Annotated in this window: 3 protein-coding genes; 2 read left to right on the forward strand and 1 reads right to left on the reverse strand. The window is 57.7% G+C overall.

Features of this window, described 5'->3' with window-relative positions; genetic code table 11:
* Together CF70_RS37960 and CF70_RS17550 are read left to right on the forward strand one after the other, a co-directional pair.
* On the forward strand, positions 1-158 hold a 158-nt coding region (locus tag CF70_RS37960; protein ID WP_235185104.1), incomplete at its 5' end, for an ATP-binding protein.
* 170 nt (positions 159-328) lie between these two features.
* A complete protein-coding gene (locus CF70_RS17550; RefSeq protein ID WP_035867267.1) occupies positions 329-775 on the forward strand; it encodes a hypothetical protein in 447 nt (148 codons plus the stop codon).
* Positions 776-933: 158 nt separating this feature from the next.
* Here the strand turns inward: CF70_RS17550 and CF70_RS38610 are convergent, their stop codons facing one another.
* Positions 934-1,248, reverse strand: coding sequence for a transposase (locus CF70_RS38610; RefSeq protein WP_035867274.1), 315 nt, complete (start codon positions 1,246-1,248; stop codon positions 934-936).
* Between the last annotated feature and the right edge of the window lie 107 nt (positions 1,249-1,355).

Below are 1,355 nucleotides of genomic sequence, written 5' to 3' on the forward strand. Positions count from 1 at the left end.
CGTTTCGATCTCCGCCCCGAATCGGCGACCCCACCATCGCCGATGCGATTCTCGATCGACTGATGCACCTCATTCACCGCATCACGCTGGCCGGCGACTCAATGAGAAAGACTGCTCAAAAAACGAGCACTACATCCAGCGGCAACCCCACTGCCTAGCCTGGCAGAGTAGAATCCGTCCCTGCGCAACACCCTCGACCCACCGCCGGTCACAACGCCGGAATCGCCGGTCACATTCAACCGGAAACCGCGGGGACACTGCGGTCACGATAAACCGGAATCACTGGTCACGATGCCGGAATCGGCGGTCAGAATCACCGGAATACGCAATGAATCCAGATTCAATTTTCTCCAACATCGACAAGGCGGCCGCAGAGGCTCGCGCACAGGGTGACAAATGGATTGTCATCGATTGCATTTACGAACACCTCGGCGCGCTGGAAAGCCAAGACTATCAACAAGTCCTGGCGCGCATATTGGCCCTGATCGAAAAGTATCCCGAGCTGGATTATGGTGGTCCTGGCCCCTTCGGGTCGCTGATTGAGCGCCAGCCCGTCGGCGTCTATGCAGCGCAGTTGCTGGCGTCACTAAAGCGGCAGCCGAGCACGCAAGTGGTAGCGTTCCTGGACCGTATGATGCGCATGGACGAAGCTGAGCGCGATGAGCAAGGCGGCCCAACCGTTGCGGCCTTCGTGGATGCGCTTAGCGCGGTGCTGCAACATCCCGCCGCGGACGACGATTGCAGAGAGTTTGCGCGGATGTGCCTGACTCCGTGAGCGGAAAGAACAGCATTGGGCTGAGGTTGGTATCGCTGTCCTGGCACCCGGCAAGGCGCGCCGGTGAGCGTGGTAGCCAACTCGACTGACGCCCAACAGCCGGCACGCCGAACTGACAGAGACAGCCTTCTCTTGCAGGTGGGTTACCACCCGATAACTCACTTGAGTTCTCGTGCAAAGAAGGCCGAGGCCTTTTTTAGGATGCTGTTGTCCTCCCGCAACTGCCGGTTCTCAGCCTCCAACTGCCGAATGCGCTGCTGCTCTGCCGTTAGCGGCTTGCCAATTCCTGTACCGCTCGCCAGTTCCGAATCGTACTGCGCCAGCCATCGCCGCACTGCCGTCTCTCCAAGCTCCATCGTCCGGCAAACGTCGCCCACCGATAGACCCTGGTTTTTCACCATCCGTACAACTTCCAGCTTGAAGCTGGCATCAAATTGTCGGCGTTGTCTTGTCGTCTGTTTCCTCGTCGATATGGATTGTCGATCCTATCGACCTGTCCGAGGAAATTAGACCACTGCAGTGCTTTGACTTCAACTTCAACTTCAACTACAAAGGCTTAAAGTCAAAGGCGGTTTCACCA

This window comes from Cupriavidus sp. SK-3 (assembly GCF_000611145.1).
Taxonomy (GTDB): domain Bacteria; phylum Pseudomonadota; class Gammaproteobacteria; order Burkholderiales; family Burkholderiaceae; genus Cupriavidus.

Excerpts from the sequence above, each read along its gene's own strand:
- CF70_RS17550 (WP_035867267.1), top strand. The coding sequence starts at position 329 with ATGAATCCAGATTCAATTTTCTCCAACATCGACAAGGCGGCCGCAGAG.